The organism is Lysobacter sp. (genome assembly GCA_013141175.1).
Classification (GTDB): Bacteria; Pseudomonadota; Gammaproteobacteria; order Xanthomonadales; family Xanthomonadaceae; genus Lysobacter_I.
In genome coordinates, this window is sequence record JABFRN010000001.1 from 2,328,171 (window position 1) to 2,345,959 (window position 17,789).

Consider the following 17,789-nt stretch of genomic DNA (forward strand, 5'->3'; position numbering starts at 1 on the left):
GCGATGCGCGTGCAAAACCTGCCGCTCGGTGCGTCGAAGCCACCGGCGTCCGATCCGCTGCCGCTGCAGGATGTGCATCTGCCGCCCGCGCCCGATTGGTGGCCGCCCGCGCCGGGCTGGTGGATCGTGGTGGCGGCGCTGGCAACGATCGCGATCGGCGTTTGGCTCTGGCGTCGTCGCGTGCGTCGTCGTCGCGTCGTGATCGAAAGGCTGTTCGACGACACGCTGGAAGGTGTCGATAACGCATCGGCGCGGATCGCCACGATGTCGGAATTGCTGCGTCGCGCCGCGCGCCGCCAGGATCCGCAGGCGGATCGCCTCAGCGGCGATGCGTGGCTGCGGTTTCTCGACGCCGGCCAGCGGATCCCGGTGTTCTCCGCCGGTGCCGGACGCACGCTGCTCGAAGGCGGCTTCCGGCGCGATGTCGGTACGCAGGAATTCGAAGCCCTGCGCGGGATCGTGCGGATGCGTTTCGTCGAATTGATGACGCACGGGCCGGCCCGACGCTGGCCGTGGTCGTCGCGGCGGCGGACATGATCGACGCCGTGCTCGAATCGCTGCGATCGAACTTCGCCTGGCCGCTGTGGCTGGCCGCGTTGCCGCTGCCGTGGCTGGTGCGCCGCTTCTGGCCGACCGCATCCACCACCGCGCCGGCGCTGCGCGTGCCGTATGGCGACCGCATCGGTGCGATCGGCGGGCAGATCGGTCGCGCGCGATCGCGCGGTTTGGGCGTATTGCCGTGGCTGGCGTGGGCACTGCTGTGCGTGGCGGTGGCCCGTCCGCAACAGCTGGGCGATCTGGTGCAGCCGCCGCAGGCGGCGCGCGATCTGATGCTGGCGGTGGATCTGTCCGGCAGCATGGACGAGCGCGACATGGAGCTCGGCGGCCGGGTCGTCACCCGCACGACCGCCGCCAAGGCGGTGATCGCGGATTTCCTCGAACGCCGCAGCGGCGATCGTGTCGGCCTGATCGTGTTCGGTCGACGCGCTTATGCGCTGACGCCGCTGACCCGCGACCTCCACACCGTGCGCGAACAGCTCGACGGCACCGTCACCGGTCTGGCCGGAAACGAAACCGCGATCGGCGACGCGATCGGCCTGGCGACGAAGCGCCTGCAATCGCAGCCGGCCGAACAGCGCGTTCTCATATTGCTGACCGACGGCCTGAACACCGCCGGTGCGCTCGATCCCCAGAAAGCCGCGGAAATGGCCCACGACGACGGTGTGCGCATCCACACCATCGCCTTCGGCGGTTACGGTGCCGGGTTGTCGGTGTTCGGCATTCCGATCCGACGCGCCAGCAGCGACCAGATCACCGACGAAGACGGGCTCAAGCGTATCTCCGCACTCACCGGCGGCCGTTCCTTCGTCGCCCGCGATGTCGATCAACTTGCGGGCATCTACAGCGAAATCGATCGGCTCGAACCGGTGAAGCGCCCGGGACAGCGCCTGCGCCCACGGATCGAGCGTTACCCGTGGCCGCTCGGCCTTGCGCTGCTGTGCACGCTGCTGGTGCTGTGGCAACGACGGGAGACGCTGCGATGAGCGTCGATCTTGCGGCGGCGGATCTGCTGAGCGTGGCGTCCACCGATTTCAGGTTCCTGCGTCCGCTGTGGTTGCTCGGGCTGCTGGCGATCCCTCTGCTGCTGTGGTGGCTGCGTCGCCTGCGCCAGCGCCGCGACGTCTGGCGCGACGTGGTCGATGCGCATCTGCTGTCGCATCTGTTGCAGGGCCGGCAGACGGCGCGGGGCGGCTGGCGCAACATCGCGCCGGTGCTGGCGTGGACGCTGGCGATCCTGGCGTTGGCCGGGCCGAGCTGGCGCGAATTGCCGCAGCCGCTGTGGCAGGACCGCAATCCGCTGGTGATCGCGCTGGATCTGTCCTACGCGACGCTGACCGCCGACGTGCAGCCGACGCGCCTGCTGCAGGCGCGCGCCAAGATCGCGCATATCCTGCGCACGCGCGGCGGTGGACAGATCGCGCTGGTGGCTTTCGCCGACGACGCCTACACCGTATCGCCGCTGACCGACGATGCCGACAACATCGCGCTGTTCCTCGACGCGCTGACGCCCGATGTGATGCCGCGCGACGGCAGCCGCACCGACCGCGCGATCGAGGAATCCATGCGTCTGCTGACCCGCACCGGCTTCAAGCGCGGCGATATCCTGCTGATCACCGACCATGCCGGCGGTGCTGCGGGGTCTGCGGCGATCGATGCGCGGAAAGCCGGGTATCGCGTTTCGGTGCTGGGGCTCGGTACGCCGGCCGGCGGTGCGTACCGGCAAGCGAAAGGCGGCGTCGGCAGCGCGCGATTGGAAGAGGATGCGTTGCGCAGGATCGCCAGTGTGGGTGGCGGCAGCTATGCGACGGTGGCGCCCGGCGACGAAGACCTGCGCGCACTCGGCGTGCTGCAGGCCGATCGCATCGATGCCGCAGCCGCGCAGGGCAAGCGCGGAACCGCGCCGCTGGATGAAGGGTTCTGGCTCTTGCCTGCGCTGTTGATGCTCGCGCTGCTGGCGTTCCGTCGCGGGGTGCTCGCGGTTGCGCTGCTGGCGCTGTATCTGCCGTGGCAACCGGCGTTCGCCGCCGACGGCAGCCTGTGGCAGCGCGAGGATCAGCGGCAGTACGCGCAGATGCGGCGCGGCGTCGAGGCGTACCGCAGCGGCGACTATGCCGCCGCCGAAACGGCGCTGCGCGATCTGCCTGGCGCCGAGGCGGCCTACAACCGCGGCAATACCCTGGCGAAGCAGGGGCGTTACGACGAAGCCATCGCCGAATACGATCGCGCGCTGACGCTGCAGCCGTCGATGCGCGATGCGGTCGAGAATCGGCAACGGGTCGAGGCCGCGCGCAAACGCAAGCCGCCGCAGGACCCCAAGCAGAAGCCACCGCAAAAGCCGAAAGACAAGCCGAAGGATCCCGCGCAGGACAAACCGCAGGACAAGCCGCAGGATCCGCCCAAGGACAAGCCGCAGGATCAACAGCAAGACCAGCCGCAGAACCAACCGCAGGACAAACCGCAAGACAAACCCCAGGAAAATCCGCAGGACAAGCCTCAGGATTCGCCTAAGAACGGACAACAGAACCCCGCGCCGGGCAAGCAGGGTCAGCCGCAGCCTCCGCAGAACGCTTCGCAGAATCCGCAACCGGCAAAACCGCAGCCGCAGAAGCCCGACCCGGCCGATCGCAAGGCGCAGGAACAGGCGCAGCGCGAGGCCGATGCCGCGCAGCGCGAGCGCATGCGGCAGGCGAAGCCGCCCGAGAAGAAGGGTCCGGGCGATGCGCCGAAGAAGCCGCCACAAACCTTGCCCGGGACTTCGACGGGCGGTCCGGTGCCGGCGAAGGAAAGCGCGCAGGCTCGCGAACGCCGGATCGCCAATCAAGTGGCGCTGCAGCGCGTTCCGGACGATCCGGGCGGACTGTTGCGGGCCAAGTTCAAGCTCGAACAGCAGCGCCGGCGTCGCGGAGGCGATCGATGATGCGGCGTGCGCCCGCGCCCCTGATCCATGCGTTCGTGCTGTTCTGGACGCTGTGCGCGCTGGTATTCGCGGTGCCCGCATCGGCGCAGCCGCCCCGCGTATGGATCGATCGCGACCGCATCGCCTACGACGATACCGTCACGTTGACCATGGAGGTCGATCTCCAGTCCACGGCGGGCATGCCCAGCCTGGTCGACCTGACCCGCGATTTCCGCATCGTCGATCAACGACTCGAGCAGGATATGGCGCTGGTCAACGGCCAGATCGCGCTGAAGATCAGGATGCAACTGGTGCTTGCGCCGACCCGCGAAGGCACGATCGAGATTCCTTCGCTGTGGGTCGGCAGGGATGCGACGGCGCCGTTGCGCGTGACCGTGTTGCCGCCGCGCAACCCCCGGGTCGTCGACGAGCCGCCGCCCGTAGCGGCGACCGAAGGCCGGCCGATCTTCATCGAAGCCAAGGTCGATACCATCACGCCGTACGTGCAGCAGTCGGTGGGATTCACCCTGCGCCTGTACTACCAGTCGGGCATGCTGGTCGATGGTCGCCTCGACCAGCATCAGCCCGCGGGCGCGAGCCTGCAGAAGATCGGCGACGATCTGCAGATGACCGTTCCCGTCGGCGGTCGCGATTACGACGTGGTCGAGCGCCGTTATCTGCTCATTCCCGAGCGCAGCGGAACGCTCACCGTCCCCGGGGCGAATTTCATCGGCCGCGGGATGGGGTTGTTCGACGGCAGTCGACATGACCTGAACATTTTCGGCGCCCCGCTCACGCTGCAGGTACGGCCCATTCCCGCGACCGCGTCGCAACCGTGGTTGCCGCTGCGCGGTCTGCGAATGCGGTACGTCGAAACGCCGCAGTCGCTGCAGGTCGGCAAGAGCGTGCCCGTCACCGTGGAAGTGGTCGCGGAGGGGGCCACTGCGGCGCAGCTGCCGACATTGATGGTGCAGGCCGGCAACGACGCCCAGGTGTTCGCGGAACCACCGCAGGTGGATGATCGTTTCCAGCAGGATCGCCCGCAGGCCACGGTCGTCCGCCGTTTCTCGATCCTGCCCACCCGAGACGGCACGCTGCGGATCGTCGCGCCGCGCATCGTGTGGTGGGACACCCAGGCCGGTATCGCCCGCATCGCATCGCTACCCGACCTGACGCTGCGCGTGGCCCCGGGCGCGGCGGGCACCGCTGCAGGGCAGGACACCGGCGACACCGGAACGACCGCGACCGCGAGCGACGACGCGCGCGGTTGGCGCGACTGGATCCCCGACGGACACTGGGGCTGGGCGGGACTGGCGCTGGGGTTGCTGTGGCTCGGCGCGCTGGTCCTGGGTTGGCGGCTTTGGGCGTTGCGCACCAAACCCGCACCGGTCGTTGCGCTTGCGCCGCCCGGGAGCGACCCGCAGCGGTTGATGCGGGCGCTCGCCCGCAACGATCTGGCTGCGATCGTACAGGCGCTGTGCGCTGCGCCCGCGCCGGTCGCAGCCGATCTCGACGCCATCCGCGCGCGGCTGGCCGATCCGGCGCAGCGCGCGGCGGTCGATGCCCTGCAGCGCGCGCGCTGGGGCGATGGCGACAACACCGCCACGCTCGCGGCGCTGCGCAAGGCATTCGCATCCGGGCCGCGCTGGCGCACGCCGGCCGCACGCGCCGAACCGGTCCTGCTGCCGCCGTTGTATCCGGAGCGGTGAGCCGCTGCGCGCAACAGTTGGCCGGCAGCGTGGCCGTCGGGTTTCCGGTCCGCGCTGGCGACCCCTGATATCCTCCGTCGAACTCCAGCGGGAACCGCCCCATGAGCACAGAATCCGCCGCGCCGTCGCGCTTGCCGATGCATTGGAAAATCGCGATCGGTTTCGCCATGGGCATCGCGCTCGGGCTGGCTGTCTATCGTTTTGTCGGTGCGGACGCGCCTTGGGTGCAGGCGTTGATCGATTACGGCACCCAGCCGTTTTCGACTATTTTCCTGCGCCTGATCTTCATGCTTGTCATCCCGCTGCTGTTCTCGGCGCTGGTCGTCGGGATCAGCGAAATGGGCGATGTGCGCGCGCTCGGTCGCATCGGCTGGCGCACGCTGGGCTACACCACGGTGCTGTCAGCGATCGCGGTGCTGATCGGCCTGGTGTTGGTGAACTGGCTCAAGCCCGGCATCGGCGTGGACAGCGCCGAAGCGATGAACATGATGAGCGAGGGCGCCGAACGCGCGAAGAGCATCGTCAGCGACAGCGCCAGCCAACCCAAGGGCCTGGACATGCTGATCGCGATCGTGCCCGACAATGTGGTCAAGGCCGCCGCCGACAACACCATTCTCGCGGTGATGTTCTTCGCGCTGATGCTGGGCATCGGCCTGGTGCTGACCCGCAGTGAGGCGGCCGATACCCTCAAGCGCGGCATCGAAGGTCTGTTCGATGTCTCGATGACGCTGATCGGCCTGGTGATCAAGCTGGCGCCGTACGCGGTGTTCTGCCTGATGTTCAACCTCGTCGCCCAGTTCGGTTGGGATCTGCTGGTGCGGTTGGGCGCGTTCGTGCTGGTGGTGCTGCTGGCGCTGGCGGTGCATCAGTTCGTGGTGTATTCGCTGGCGATCTGGCTGATCGCGAAGCGCTCCCCGCTGGGCTTTTTCCGCGATGTCCAGGAAGCGATGCTGATGGCGTTCTCCACCGCCTCCAGCAACGCCACGCTGCCCACCGCGCTGCGCGTGGCCGACGAGAAACTGCATCTGCCCAAACGGGTCTCGCGTTTCGTGCTGACCGTCGGCGCCACCGCCAACCAGAACGGCACCGCGCTGTTCGAAGGCGTGACGGTGCTGTTCCTGGCGCAGTATTTCGGCATCGACCTGTCGCTGTCCCAGCAGGTCACGGTGATGTTCGTGTGCATTCTCGGCGGTATCGGCACCGCGGGCGTACCCTCGGGTTCGCTGCCGGTGATCGCGCTGATCTGCGCCATGGTCGGTGTGCCGCCGGAAGGCATCGGCCTGGTGCTTGGGGTCAATCATTTCCTCGACATGTGCCGCACGACGGTCAACGTCACCGGCGACCTGGGTATCGCTGCGATGGTGTCGCGCGGGGAGTCGGACGTGCCGCCGGACGCGCTGGACGCGCCGATCAAGGCCTGACATCGCGCGACCGCGTCGTCTCACGTGCGCTTGTGGCGACCGGCGGCCACTGGCAGAATCGACGGAATATCCGCCTATTCCGGGCGCGGCGCGATCAAGGAGAACGAACGATGCACAAGATGTTGACGATGGCGGTGCTGCTGGCGATGGCAGGCACCGCGTCAGCGGCGGACCCGGCCTGCAAGACCAATTTCAAGCAGGAAGGCAAATTCATGACCGGCCGCAGCTTCACCACCTTCGACACGGTCCCGGGCGTGAATGTGTCCACCGCCTACAAGCGCATCTATGCCGAAGGCACCAAGTCCGGCCTGCGCGTGGCATCCAGCGACGAGAAAGCGGGCGTGATTTCGTTCGAGCAGCCCAACGGCGGCGTCGATTTCACCGGCGCCAAGGCGACCCTGCCGTGGAACGTGGTCATCGAAGCGCAGGGCAAGAAGGACGTGAAGATCACGGTCACCAAGACCACGCCGGGCGGCTTCTCCACCAGTACGGACTTCCAGATCACCTCGATGTGCGCGGTGATCGACGCCGCGCGCTGATCGCAGCCGCGACCCGCGACCTCGCCGGCCATTCCGCCGGCGGGGCGCGCTGCCGGAGGCCCGTCGGCGAGACATCGCGGGCTCCCGGATGGGACAATAGGCGGCCCGCACCCCGCCGGGCGCTGCCGAATCCTTCCGCCCCATGACGACGCCCAGCCGCCGCGACCTTGCCAACGCCATCCGTTTCCTCGCCATCGACGCGGTGCAGGCCGCCAACTCCGGTCATCCGGGCATGCCGATGGGCATGGCCGACATCGCCGAGGTGCTGTGGAACGATTATCTGCAGCACAACCCCGCCAATCCGCATTGGCCCAACCGCGACCGTTTCGTGCTGTCCAACGGCCACGGCTCGATGCTGCACTACGCGCTGCTGCATCTCACCGGCTACGACCTGCCGATCGAAGAACTGAAGCAGTTCCGCCAGCTCGGTTCGAAGACCGCCGGCCACCCCGAAAACCACATGACGCCCGGCGTCGAGACCACCACCGGTCCGCTGGGGCAGGGCTTCGCCAATGCCGTGGGTTTCGCGCTCGCCGAAAAAGTATTGGCGCAGCGCTTCAATCGCCCCGAATTGACGGTCGTCGATCACCGCACCTGGGTGTTCATGGGCGACGGCTGCCTGATGGAAGGCATTTCGCACGAAGCCGCGTCGCTCGCCGGCACCTGGGGTTTGAACAAGCTCGTCGCGTTCTGGGACGACAACAACATCTCCATCGATGGCCAGGTGCAGGGCTGGTTCACCGACGACACCCCGGCACGCTTCGAAGCCTACGGCTGGACCGTGGTGCGCAACGTCGATGGCCACGATCCGGTCGAGATCAAGACCGCGATCGACACCGCGCTGAAATCCACCGACAAGCCGGTGTTGATCTGCTGCCGCACCACGATCGGATTCGGTTCGCCCGCGAAGGCCGGCAAGGAATCGTCGCACGGCGCGCCGCTGGGCAAGGACGAAGTCGCTGCGACGCGGGCCGCGCTGCACTGGGATCACGCGCCGTTCGAGATTCCGCAGGCCATCGTCGACGGTTGGAACGCGCGCAGTGCCGGCCACAACCGCGAAACGCGCTGGGGCCACGTGTTCGAAACCTACGCGGCGCAGTTTCCGGAACTCGCCGCCGAACTGGAACGCCGCACGCGCGGCGATCTGCCCGCCGATTTCGCCGGCGTCGCCGACGCCTACATCGCCAAGCTGCAGGCCGAAGGTCCGGTGGTCGCCTCGCGCAAGGCCTCGCAGATGGCGATCGAAGCGTTCGCACCGCATCTGCCGGAACTGGTCGGCGGTTCCGCCGATCTCGCCCATTCCAATCTGACCCTCTGGAAGGGCAGCAAATCGGTCGCGGGCAGCGATGCGGATGCCAATTACGTCTATTACGGCGTGCGCGAATTCGCGATGACCGCGATCAGCAACGGCCTGGCGCTGCACGGCGGTTTCGTGCCGTACGATGCGACGTTCCTGGTGTTCAGCGACTACGCGCGCAACGCGGTGCGCATGAGCGCGCTGATGGGGGCGCGCGCGATCCACGTCTACACCCACGACTCGATCGGTCTGGGCGAAGACGGCCCGACCCATCAGCCGGTCGAACATCTCGCCTCGCTGCGCTACATCCCGTACAACGACGTCTGGCGTCCCTGCGACGCGGTCGAATCGGCGGTGGCGTGGCGCGCGGCGATCGAACGCGCGGACGGTCCGTCGTGCCTGGTCTTCTCGCGTCAAAACCTGCCGCATCAGATGCGCAGCGATGCGCAGGTCGCCGACATCCGTCGCGGCGGCTACGTGCTGAAGGACAGCGTCGGTGCGCCGGAATGCATCCTGATCGCGACCGGCTCGGAAGTCGGTCTCGCGATGCAGGCCGCCGAACAGCTCGGCGACGGCGCACGCGTGGTGTCGATGCCGTCGACCGATGTCTTCGATCGCCAGGACGCGGCGTATCGCGAAGCGGTGTTGCCGAACGCCTGCCGCAAGCGCATTGCGATCGAAGCGGGCGTGCGCGATTTCTGGCGCAAGTACGTGGGCCTGGACGGTGCGGTGATCGGCATCGACAGCTACGGCGCATCGGCGCCGGCCGAGAAACTCTATCCGCATTTCGGCATCACCGTCGACGCGGCGGTTGCGGCAGCTCGCGCGCGCTGACCGGCGCGCGGCAACGAGGCAGGAATCCTCATGATCGAGTCGACCTACCGCACCGAAATCCAGGGCCGCCGCATAGCGGTCTACGACGGATTGATGCCCGAGCCGGAGCTGTTGAAGCTGTGGTCGGTGTTGAACCGCGCCGGTTTCACCCGCACCGAGATCGCGCGGCCCGACACCGCCGAGCATCGTCACTGGGCGACCGAGATCGCGATGGATCGACTGCCGACGATGCCGTTCTTCGCGCCGACGATGGCCGCGCTGCTCGATTACGCCCCGAACCAGCGCTATCGTGCGTATCGCAGCTACGTCAATGTCGCGCACTATGGCGACATGTTGTTCACCCACACCGATTGTCATCCCGGCGCCGGCGAGTTGACCGCGCTGTGGTACATCTGCGACCGCTGGGACCACGAATGGGGCGGCGAGACGATGTTCTACGACGACGCGCGCGACGTCCGTGCGGCAGTGACTCCGCGCCCCGGGCGGCTCGCGGTGTTCGACGGCGAATTGCTGCATGCCGGACGTCCGCCGAACCGGGTGTGCTACCTGCCGCGATTCACGTTGGCGATCAAGCTCGAACGTGCGGATGACTGAGTCGCGGCGCTCGCTGGCAGCGAACTGCGGAAAGCGCGTGTGAGCGGCAGCCGGCGCGGTGCATGCGCATTCGAGTGGGCCATGGTCTTGGCGGTCCTGCTCGGTCCTGCGGTGTCCTGCGCCGCCGCTGCGGTATCGACGCCGTGCGCACGGATCGAGGCGATGCCCCGTGCGATCCCCGATCCGGCCATGTGCCTGCGTCGCATCGATATCGCGCCGATCGCGCTGCCCGCCGTTTCCGATGACGCTGCCACGAACGCGACGGCCGCGGCGCTGTTCGAGCGCGCGGAAGAACGCGTCGCGGCCGGGCGCTTCGACGAGGCCGAACAGACGCTCGATTGCGCCGAGGCGGTGCTGCGTACCGGCGGTGATGCGACCGCGCATTACGAACTCGTTCGTCGTCGCGGCATTCTGGATTACCGGCGCGAACGGATTCCCGAAGCGCTGGAGCGTTTCGAATGCGCGCTGGAACTCTCGACCGCGCGCGAGGATCGTTCCGCGATCGCGCGCGACCTCAAGAACGTCGGCAGCGCGCTGCGTCGGCTCGGCGATTTCCGCGGTGCGCTGCGACGCCTCGCGGAAAGCCTGGATCTGCAGCGTGCGGAAGGCAGCGATGCGCTGGGGCCGGTGCTCAACAACATCGGCGATGTCTATCGCGAGCTGGAGGAGCCCGACACCGCCCAGCGCTACTACCGCGAAGCGCTGCAGGACTTCCAGCGTCGCGGGAATCCTGTCGAAGCGGCGCACGTGCTCGAAACCCTCAGCGTGCTCGCGCTCGACCGGGGCGACTCGCGCGAGGCGGCGCGGCTGCTCGAAAACGCACTGGCCGAGGATCGCCAGAACGGGAATCGCCCGTATCGATTGCGCATCTACGCGGGACTGACCCGGCTTGCGATCGCGGAAGGCGATCTGGCGAAGGCGAAGCGTTGGCGTGCCGCGGGCCTGGCGATGGCCGACGAATACGACCTGACCTTGCCCGCGGAGCTGGAACTGGAGGCGGCGCGCCTTGATCGCCTCGACGGGCGTTTCGGGGCCGCGCAGTCCAGGCTCCGTCGCGCCATCGCGCGCTTGCCGGAAAAGGATATCGAACGCCCCGAACTGCTGCGGGAGCTGGCGGCGAGCCTGGAAAGCGAGGGCGATACCGGCGCCGCGATCGCGGTGTTGCGGCAGACGCATACCGCCGTAATTGCGACTGGCCGAATCCAAGTACGACCGCCAGTTGGCTTGGGCGCGATCGCGGTTCGAAGCGGCGGAACGCGAACACAAGATCGCCGTGCTGGAACGCGATGGTCGCCTGCGCAGCGCAATGCTTCGCCAGCGCACCTTGCTGCTGTGGTCCACGATCGCTTCCGGGTTGGCGCTGCTGCTGTTGATGGCGATGTTTTTCCTGCGCCGGCAGCAGCAGACGCGCATCGCCGAAGCGGCGCGACAGGCACGTCACGATGAGGAACTGGCCCGTTATCGCCAGCAGGCCATCGCACTGGGCGTCGATCACCGTTTGTTGAAGGCGCTGTTCGACGACCGTGCCGATGCGGTGTGCGTGATCGATGCGGAAGGTTCGGTGCTGACGCTCAACCGCGCGGCGTGCGAACTGCTCGCCATCGCCGAGGATGCCATGGTCGGCCGGGATTTCGCCGACTGCCTGCAGGACGATCGCCGCGACGAATTCCATGCCGCGCTGGTGCGGATGGAGGATATGGCGACGCTGCAATTGGCGATGGATCAGCAGCAGGGCGGCGCGCAGCTGTTGCTGCGGCTCTCCGAATGGGAACGTGATGGCGGATTGATCCTGTTGACGATCTCTGCGCCATCGACATCCACTGAGTCCGCATCCACTGAAACCGCATCCACTGAAACCGCATCCGCTGCGATACCGTCCATCGATGCGGTTTTCATGCCTGCCGGCGAAGCGGATGCGCCGCCGGAACAGGATGATTCCTCGCAGCAGCGGTTCCGTCGCGCGCTCGTCGAACTGATGCTGGCGACCGTCGATGCCTGGGAGCGCGGCACCGGCCAAGGGCGTCTGGAGTTGGCGGAAAAAAGCCGGATATGGCGCGTGACCATCGATGACGGACGTTTGCGCGCCCGCTCGATGGAGCGTTACCTCACGCTGTCGAAACTGCCGCAGAACCCGCGCTGGCGCGATGTCCTGCGCTCAGCGTATTTCGTCCTCGGCCAATGCGAGATGGACGCCGCCGCCCGGTCCGCGTTGCAGGGCGGCGTCGACGCCGTACTGGCCTACACTCGGCGCAGCGCGCTGGCGTGAGGCGCGGCGACCGTCCATGGTCGCTTTGCCAGAACAACATCTTCCGTTCACCGTTGGTCTCCGCTCATTTCGACGGCAGCGGGGATTCCGGCGCGGGTACGGCTTCGTTCGGAATACAGACCACGCAGACGCCCTTGAGGCCATCGCGGAAGTTGTAGAGCCGGTGGTGTTCGCTTGAGTTGAACGTGGCCGGCAAGCCCACGAACGGCACGCTTTCCGAGGCGCGCGGCAACGACCTGCGCAAGGGCGACGCCGAGCAGAACGTCTGACTCATCTCGTTGGCCCAGAACCAGTCGTCGACGATGCCGCAACTGGAGTCGGCCCTGCACGTATCGTTGCCGGGCAGCGGATGGTCGTTGCGGTAGCTCGTCAGGTCCGCCTCGGTGAAGTCGAAATTCAAGACGACCTTGGGCACCGTGTTCGGGTCGAGACACCAGTTCCTGGGCAGGGTCTCGTGCGCGAATGCGGGCGTGGCGAGCAGCAGGCCGACCCCGAACAGGGACAGGCGGAACCGGCGGATCGAAGCGTTGTGTGGCATGGGAGCGGCATGGAAAGGACGATGATCGAGTGTAGAGGCTGATCACGGGCGCCAGCCAACCTTTTCGAGGGCAAAAGAGGGCATGAATCGCTCGCAACCGTTTGATTCGTCATGGCGCGTCTGCTTTGTGGCGTCCGCTGCGGCAGTGTGGTGCGCGATGCCGCATGCATACCGATCGCGAGCGGGCGGGCAGATGCCCCGCGATGTTCCCGCTTTTCCCCGGTTTTGTACTGGTGCGCAGGGATGCGACTCCCTAGCGTCACACGGGCCGGGTGTGCGGCACGGAGCCTCTGGGTGATCGATCCGTGCGGTCCATTGCGCGAGCGTCCATATGCTTCGCACCCGCGCTGCTGATCCGGGTTCCCTCGACCCTCCGGAGCGCCGGACGGATTCCATCGACTGAAATCAAGGAGTAATCGTTTCATGAACATGATTCGCAAGATCTGTGTCGCCACTGCGCTTCTGATCGGCGTCTCCACCGCTGCGGATGCGCGTCCACCGGCACCTTGGGGCGGCGGCTACTACGGCAGCGCCTGGTACAGCAGCGGCCAGGGCTCGGTCATCGCCGGTGCATCGACCTGGGCCGAATGCAATTCGCAGCTTCAGGATGCCATCAGCCGTGCGTTGGGTTGGGGCTGGAGTGTGGTGAGCTATGTGCCCTGCCACTATCAGGCGCCGTTCCAATTCGCCCCGGCCCCGGAGGACGGTGTCGAGATCGCGGCGGGCTCTCCAGGCGAGTCGGCGGGTGTGGTCCGGGTGATCACCGATGAGATCGTGCGGGTGCGCACGCAATACCAAGCCGACGAATACGAAGCCTCGATGCGCACCATCTATCAAGCCGCCATCGGCAAGTAAGTCGCGGCCAGACAATGCGTCGCCTGCGCGTCTACCTGCACGTGCAGCTCCGCGAAGCGATGCCTGTTGCAAGGGCCCAAGGACGGGCCGTCTTCAGATTGCAACGCTGCGGCCAATCGTTGGCCATCGGTGCCGAGCTGAACTCCGATCGCGATATGCGACGATTCGCGCGACAGCCGCGGGCGCGGGATGGCATCGGCTGCACACCCGTATATTGTTTTGTAAATGATTATCGTCACGAGTCATCGCGATGTTTCAACAAACCGGAACGCGACCGCCGCCGCCAGAAAAGTCCTGTAAACGCAACAAGTCCCATTATTTATGAGACGATAATCTCGCTATATGGGGAATCATGGACTTGATTGTTTTCTTCGATGCTTGGCGTGTCGAGCGAGGTAATGCGTGGTCGATCTGGGAGAGTTGTGCGGCGTGCTGAAGTCGGCGATGGCCGATGGTGGTGGGCACAAGGTGTTTTTCTACGCCGCAGGAAAACATGGAGCCGGGCTCAGGCACGGTTTCATCGCGATCGTCGATTCGCGTACGTGTCAGCTGAATTTCGAGCAGTTCGACAACGATCGTGCGCTGACCGAGATCCCGCAGCTGAATTTCATCAAGGTCCAGGCCTTGCCGATGATCGGACAGAATCCGGCCACGGGCAGCAATCCGCTGCTGGATGTCCAGCACGTCTTGAATCTGTTCGACCCCGGGAGGCAATCCGCATCGACCGGCGTGCCGCAGGCACCCGCGGAGACGCAGCATCGAACCGCACCGGAAGCCGCCTTGCCGCGATCGGTGGCTGCGCATGCGACCCCGGGCACCGCGAAGTTGCCGTATACCCGTCTGAGGGAAGACGCGACCGCATTGCTGCAGACCTACTACGGCAATTCCGCGCCGCAGAAAATCGCGGACGTCGTGGCCAGGTTTTCGCCGGTGACGCAGCCCGCCGAATTCCTGGATGCCTGCCGGCAATTGACGGCGGTGCTGGTCGGTACGGCCAAGGCCAATGAAGTGTTCAGGGCATTGTCCGAAAAACTGGATTGAGGAATCACGGGATCGAGCCGCGGTTCCGGGGAGCGGACTGTGGCGCGCATGTGTTCGGGATCGCCGTATTTGCCGGCGTCCCGGATCTATTCATTCAAGGGGAAAATCAAATGACGGGAATACAACGCTTCATCGCTGCGATCTGGGTGCTTTCGACGTTGCTGATGGTGGTGCTTGCGATGGCGGGCGTGGACGAAGTGGTCCGGCTTTATTACTCGAACGCATTGCAATTGTTGTCCAGCATCGGTTGCGGCCTGATCTGCCTGACGGTCATGGACGCGTTTCCGGCGGGCAGCCCGCTGCGCAATGCATGGCGTCTGATCGGCGCCGGCGTGCTCGCGTGGGGGATCGGCGCGATGATCTTCGCGGGCTACCCGCTGATGCACGATGGCGAAGACACGCCGTATCCCTATTACGCGGATATCGGATATCTGTTGACCAGCCCGCTGATCGCGATGGGCCTGCTGGTGTTCAAGCGCGGCGCGGGCCTGGTCGCACCGCTCTGGGGCAAGATACTGGCGGTGGTGGTACTGCTGATCAGCATGTATTGGGGCTACTACGCCAACCATGAAGGTCTGACGGGGCAGGGCGTGGCCATGTCGCTCAGCTCGATCTGCTACATGCTGTTCGACCCGATCCTGATGTCGATCACCGTGCTGACCGCGACCTCCTTCACCGGCGGGATCGTGGCCGAAACCTGGTGGAAGGCCGTGCTGGGCGTCGCGCTGTATTTCTTCGCGAATCAGGCCTTCACCTATCTCAATCTCATCGACGACTACACGACCGGGTCGTGGATCGACATGGGTTGGATGCTCGGCTTCGGCATGATCGCATGGGCTGCGATGACCGCTCGCAGGATGATGCTGTGATCGCTGCAGTCTGAAATCGCCTTCGATGTGGCGCAGGATGTGCTGTGTCTTGCCCTGCCTGGTTGGGCACGCTTGCCGATGATGCCCTTTTTACTGAGCCAGGCGCCGGTGCATGTGGTGTTAGCATTGGTCCGAAGGCGAGGGAGAAGGTGAGTCGCTTGCAAGGAGGCGCTGCATGAGGGCGAATTTCAAGTTGGGATTCCAGATATTCCGCGCTTTCGTAGGCACGGTGATGCTATGCGCCGCAGCTACAGTGAGCGCCGGGTCGATTCCCGTGTGTGCGGTGATCGACCCGAGCACCTTGCCCACAGCTGGAAGCTGTCAACGCCGTTTCGCATCGGCCGACCCGGACGTGCTTTACGCATTTGCGGACGCGAAGATCAAAGCTGGCGACTTCCTTGAAGCGCAATCTGCGCTGGACTGTGTCGCAAGGCAGTTCATTGGCAAGAACGACCCTCTGAGCCAGTACGAATGGGTGCGCCGGCGTGGCGTGCTGGCCTACCAGGACCAACGCATCGACATCGCGCTCGGACACTTCGAGTGCGCTTTGCGGATGGCGGAGAAGCGCGGCGATCGCGCGGCGACCGCCAAACAGCACAAAAACGTCGGCAGCGCGCTGCGCCGTATCGGCGACTACCAAGGCGCGCAGCGAAACCTTGAACGTGGATTGCAGATGATGCGCGAGGATGGCGACCCTGCGATCGGCGGGATGTTGTCGAACATTGCGGACATCTACCGCGAAACCGAAGACCCTGCGAAAGCCGAGCGCTATTACCTTGAAGCCGAAGCCGCGTTTCGTCTCAAGGGCGATACGGTCGAAGCAGCGCACGTGCTCAACAGCCTGGGCCTGTTGGCGTTGGAACGCAAAGATTACACGACCGCCTCGGGGATGCTCGAAACCGCACTGCGCGAAGTTCAAAGCAAAAAAGATTTCCGATATCAGCTCAGCTTCTACGGTGTTTTGGCAAAAATTGCGATCGCGCGGGGCGATGTGCAGGGTGCGGCGCTGCATGCGGCTAACGGTCTGGCCGTTGCCGATGCAAATAAACTGCCGATTCCAGTGGTGCTGAATTTGCAGGCTGCGCGCGTTGATCGTTTGCAAGGTCGCCAAGATGCTGCGATACGCCGGCTCGAAACCGCCCTGAAAAAGCCTCTGAGCAATGCCGACCGCGCCGAGTTATACGAAGAATTGGCTTTCATGCACGGTGAGAGCGGACACAATGCAGATGCGATCGATAATTATCGCAACGCACATGAGGCCGTGGAGAAATTACTGCGCGCGCAGAGCGATCAGCAGCTCGGGTGGCTGCGTGCACGATTCGAATCCGACGAGGACGAACGTACCATCGCCGCGCTGCGTCAGCGCACGTTGCTGCTGTGGCTCGCGGTGGCATCGACTCTCGCGGTGCTATTGGCGTTGTCGCTGATCTTCGTGCGCCACCAGCAGCGTGCGCGGATCGAGGATGCGATGCGGCGTGCGCGCTACGAAGAAATGCTGGCGCGCTACCGGCGCGAAACCGATGCTTTGGGCGAGGACCGCGACCGCTTGCAGACTCTCTTCGACAGCCGTAGCGACGCGCTGTGTTTGCTCGATGCGGATGGCATGCTGCTGACCGTGAATCGCGCGGCCTGCGCCTTGCTCGGTGGCGAACGCGAACGCTTCGTCGGCCGTGCGCTGACCACATTTTTCAGCGATTCCGATGCCGGTGTTCTGATGGTCGCGCTGGAGCGTATGGAGGATGCGGTAGCGCACACCATGAATGTATCTTCACCCACGGATGGCGCTGAACTACGTGTTGAATTGGTCCCGTGGGAGCATGGCGATGGTTTGATCGTCATGCAGTTGCGCCGATGCAGCGACATCGCGACGGTAACGGCGGAGGCGCCGATCTCTACGCCGCTGCCTGTCGCTGCTGAGCGCAGCGTCAGCGACGAGCATGATGCGGATGACGGCCTCGACACCAGCGATGCCGCCAATGTGCCGGTGCCCGAGTTCGCGGCGGCGATCGCACTGGCTAGCGACGACGATGCGCGGGCGGATTTCCGTCGCGCCTTGGTCGAACTGATGCTGGCTGCGATCGAGGCCTGGGAGCGCAGCACCGGCCAGAACCGGATCGAGCTGGCCGACCGCAGTCGCATCTGGTGCATCAATATCGACGATGGTCGGCTGCGCACGCGTGCGATGGAGCGCTACATGAGCTTGACGAAGCTGCCGCGCAACCCACGTTGGCGCGATGTACTGCGTTCGGCGTACTACGTGCTTGGTCAATGCCAACTCGACCCGACGGTGCGCGATGAACTGCAGCGCCGGGTGGATACCGTATTGGCGTATGCGAGGCGTACTGCTTTGGCATGAGGCCGCGGTTCAG

At 65.6% G+C, this 17,789-nt stretch carries 14 protein-coding genes; 13 read left to right on the forward strand and 1 reads right to left on the reverse strand.

Annotated elements, in window-relative coordinates; translation table 11 throughout:
• Positions 1 to 3 precede the first annotated feature (3 nt).
• The 9 genes from HOP03_10255 to HOP03_10295 all read left to right on the forward strand — a co-directional run bounded on the left by HOP03_10255 (position 4) and on the right by HOP03_10295 (position 11,297).
• Entirely contained in the window at positions 4 to 537 is a 534-nt protein-coding gene (locus HOP03_10255) for a DUF4381 domain-containing protein (protein NOT88555.1), read from the forward strand.
• Entirely contained in the window at positions 534 to 1,544 is a 1,011-nt protein-coding gene (locus HOP03_10260; protein ID NOT88556.1) for a VWA domain-containing protein, read from the forward strand. The genes HOP03_10255 and HOP03_10260 overlap by 4 nt, the downstream gene beginning before the upstream one ends.
• A complete protein-coding gene (locus tag HOP03_10265; GenBank protein ID NOT88557.1) occupies positions 1,541 to 3,478 on the forward strand; it encodes a VWA domain-containing protein in 1,938 nt (645 codons plus the stop codon). The genes HOP03_10260 and HOP03_10265 overlap by 4 nt, the downstream gene beginning before the upstream one ends.
• Positions 3,478 to 5,166: a protein BatD gene (locus tag HOP03_10270; GenBank protein ID NOT88558.1), complete on the forward strand. Its 1,689-nt coding sequence runs from the start codon at positions 3,478 to 3,480 to the stop codon at positions 5,164 to 5,166. Before HOP03_10265 ends, HOP03_10270 begins: the two co-directional genes overlap by 1 nt.
• A gap of 101 nt (positions 5,167 to 5,267) precedes the next feature.
• Positions 5,268 to 6,587 carry a dicarboxylate/amino acid:cation symporter gene (locus HOP03_10275; protein ID NOT88559.1) on the forward strand — a complete coding sequence of 440 codons (1,320 nt, stop codon included), beginning with the start codon at positions 5,268 to 5,270 and terminating at the stop codon, positions 6,585 to 6,587.
• A gap of 128 nt (positions 6,588 to 6,715) precedes the next feature.
• Positions 6,716 to 7,126, forward strand: a complete 411-nt coding sequence (locus HOP03_10280; protein NOT88560.1) for a hypothetical protein — start codon at positions 6,716 to 6,718, stop codon at positions 7,124 to 7,126.
• Between the two features lie 142 nt (positions 7,127 to 7,268).
• Entirely contained in the window at positions 7,269 to 9,257 is a 1,989-nt protein-coding gene (tkt, locus tag HOP03_10285; protein ID NOT88561.1) for a transketolase, read from the forward strand.
• Positions 9,258 to 9,287: 30 nt separating this feature from the next.
• Positions 9,288 to 9,851 carry a 2OG-Fe(II) oxygenase gene (locus HOP03_10290; GenBank protein ID NOT88562.1) on the forward strand — a complete coding sequence of 188 codons (564 nt, stop codon included), beginning with the start codon at positions 9,288 to 9,290 and terminating at the stop codon, positions 9,849 to 9,851.
• A gap of 81 nt (positions 9,852 to 9,932) precedes the next feature.
• Positions 9,933 to 11,297, forward strand: a complete 1,365-nt coding sequence (locus HOP03_10295; protein NOT88563.1) for a tetratricopeptide repeat protein — start codon at positions 9,933 to 9,935, stop codon at positions 11,295 to 11,297.
• A gap of 884 nt (positions 11,298 to 12,181) precedes the next feature.
• On the opposite strand, the gene HOP03_10300 is transcribed toward HOP03_10295, so the two are convergent.
• Positions 12,182 to 12,655, reverse strand: a complete 474-nt coding sequence (locus HOP03_10300; GenBank protein NOT88564.1) for a hypothetical protein — start codon at positions 12,653 to 12,655, stop codon at positions 12,182 to 12,184.
• 423 nt (positions 12,656 to 13,078) lie between these two features.
• On the opposite strand from HOP03_10300, the gene HOP03_10305 reads away from it, so the two are divergent.
• The 4 genes from HOP03_10305 (at position 13,079) to HOP03_10320 (ending at position 17,776) form a co-directional block, all read left to right on the forward strand.
• Positions 13,079 to 13,510 (forward strand): hypothetical protein, encoded by a 432-nt coding sequence (locus HOP03_10305; protein NOT88565.1) that lies wholly within the window; start codon positions 13,079 to 13,081, stop codon positions 13,508 to 13,510.
• 402 nt (positions 13,511 to 13,912) lie between these two features.
• Positions 13,913 to 14,551 (forward strand): hypothetical protein, encoded by a 639-nt coding sequence (locus HOP03_10310; protein ID NOT88566.1) that lies wholly within the window; start codon positions 13,913 to 13,915, stop codon positions 14,549 to 14,551.
• Positions 14,552 to 14,661: 110 nt separating this feature from the next.
• Positions 14,662 to 15,420, forward strand: coding sequence for a hypothetical protein (locus HOP03_10315; GenBank protein ID NOT88567.1), 759 nt, complete (start codon positions 14,662 to 14,664; stop codon positions 15,418 to 15,420).
• A 175-nt stretch (positions 15,421 to 15,595) separates the two neighbouring features.
• Positions 15,596 to 17,776 carry a tetratricopeptide repeat protein gene (locus HOP03_10320; GenBank protein ID NOT88568.1) on the forward strand — a complete coding sequence of 727 codons (2,181 nt, stop codon included), beginning with the start codon at positions 15,596 to 15,598 and terminating at the stop codon, positions 17,774 to 17,776.
• Positions 17,777 to 17,789 lie beyond the last annotated feature (13 nt).

Bases quoted from the DNA above. Each gene is read 5' to 3' on its own strand.
- HOP03_10255 (NOT88555.1), top strand. From the start codon at position 4: ATGCGCGTGCAAAACCTGCCGCTCGGTGCGTCGAAGCCACCGGCGTCC.
- HOP03_10260 (NOT88556.1), top strand. From the start codon at position 534: ATGATCGACGCCGTGCTCGAATCGCTGCGATCGAACTTCGCCTGGCCG.
- HOP03_10265 (NOT88557.1), top strand. From the start codon at position 1,541: ATGAGCGTCGATCTTGCGGCGGCGGATCTGCTGAGCGTGGCGTCCACC.
- HOP03_10270 (NOT88558.1), top strand. From the start codon at position 3,478: ATGCGGCGTGCGCCCGCGCCCCTGATCCATGCGTTCGTGCTGTTCTGG.
- HOP03_10275 (NOT88559.1), top strand. From the start codon at position 5,268: ATGAGCACAGAATCCGCCGCGCCGTCGCGCTTGCCGATGCATTGGAAA.
- HOP03_10280 (NOT88560.1), top strand. From the start codon at position 6,716: ATGGCGGTGCTGCTGGCGATGGCAGGCACCGCGTCAGCGGCGGACCCG.
- tkt (NOT88561.1), top strand. From the start codon at position 7,269: ATGACGACGCCCAGCCGCCGCGACCTTGCCAACGCCATCCGTTTCCTC.
- HOP03_10290 (NOT88562.1), top strand. From the start codon at position 9,288: ATGATCGAGTCGACCTACCGCACCGAAATCCAGGGCCGCCGCATAGCG.
- HOP03_10295 (NOT88563.1), top strand. From the start codon at position 9,933: ATGGTCTTGGCGGTCCTGCTCGGTCCTGCGGTGTCCTGCGCCGCCGCT.
- HOP03_10300 (NOT88564.1), bottom strand. From the start codon at position 12,655: ATGCCACACAACGCTTCGATCCGCCGGTTCCGCCTGTCCCTGTTCGGG.
- HOP03_10305 (NOT88565.1), top strand. From the start codon at position 13,079: ATGAACATGATTCGCAAGATCTGTGTCGCCACTGCGCTTCTGATCGGC.
- HOP03_10315 (NOT88567.1), top strand. From the start codon at position 14,662: ATGACGGGAATACAACGCTTCATCGCTGCGATCTGGGTGCTTTCGACG.
- HOP03_10320 (NOT88568.1), top strand. From the start codon at position 15,596: ATGAGGGCGAATTTCAAGTTGGGATTCCAGATATTCCGCGCTTTCGTA.